The sequence below is a fragment of the Streptomyces sp. NPDC055400 genome (assembly GCF_053644375.1).
The window spans coordinates 1-1,105 of the sequence record NZ_JBSHLM010000048.1 but is presented as its reverse complement, the minus strand read 5'-3'; the positions used below and the strand labels follow the sequence as shown (position 1 = coordinate 1,105).

The window sequence follows — 1,105 nt, the reverse complement described above, 5'->3', positions numbered from 1 at the left end:
TCTTGAGCATCGTGGGGTGGTGCTGGCGGACGACCGCGACCAAGCCCTCGACGCCTTGACCGCGCTCGCGACCGACCAGGAACACCCCGCACTCGTACGCGGCATCGCAGCCCCCACCCCCCGCATCGCCTACCTCCTCACCGGCCAAGGCAGCCAACACCCCCAAATGGGCCACACCCTCTACACCACCCACCCCGCATTCGCCACCGCACTCAACGACGCCTGCGACGCACTCGACCCACACCTCGAACACCCCCTCCGCGACATCATGTTCGCCCCCCACGACACCCCCAAAGCAGCACTCCTCAACGAAACCCGCTACACCCAACCCGCCCTCTTCGCCCTCGAAACAGCCCTCCACCACCTCCTCAAACACCACGGCATCACCCCCCACTACCTCACCGGCCACTCCATCGGCGAACTCACCGCCGCCCACCTCGCCGGCATCCTCACCCTCCCCGACGCAGCCCTCCTCATCACCACCCGCGCCCACCTCATGCAAACCGCCCCACCCGGCGGAGCCATGACCGCCATCCAAGCAACCGAAGAACAAATACAGCCCTACCTCAACAACCACGTCGCCCTCGCCGCCATCAACAGCCCCACCTCCCTCGTCATCTCAGGCGACAAAGACGCCATCCACCACACCACCCACACCCTCAAACAACACGGCCACCGCACCCACCCCCTCACCGTCAGCCACGCCTTCCACTCCCACCACATGGACCCCATCCTCAACCAATTCCACCAAACAGCCCAAACCCTCACCTACCACCAACCCCACACCCCCCTCATCACCAACGGCAACCCCACCACCCCCCACCACTGGACCAACCAAATCCGCAACACCGTCCGCCACCACGACAACATCACCACCCTCACCACCAAAAACATCACCACCTACCTCGAACTCGGACCCGACGCCACCCTCACCACCCACACACCCCACACCACCCCCCTCCTCCGCAAAAACCACAACGAAAACCACACCTACCAAACCGCCCTCGCCACCACCCACACCCAAGGCACCCCCACCAACCCACCCACCCACACCCACCACCACACCAACCTCCCCACCTACCCCTTCCAACCCACCCACTACTGG

General features: G+C 64.8%; 1 protein-coding gene. It reads left to right on the top strand.

Annotation, left to right across the window (positions count from 1 at the left end; translation table 11 throughout):
• Positions 1 to 19: 19 nt before the first annotated feature.
• Positions 20 to 1,105: acyltransferase domain-containing protein (locus ACWIGU_RS44850; protein ID WP_454407712.1), on the top strand; the 1,086-nt coding region annotated here is incomplete at its 3' end.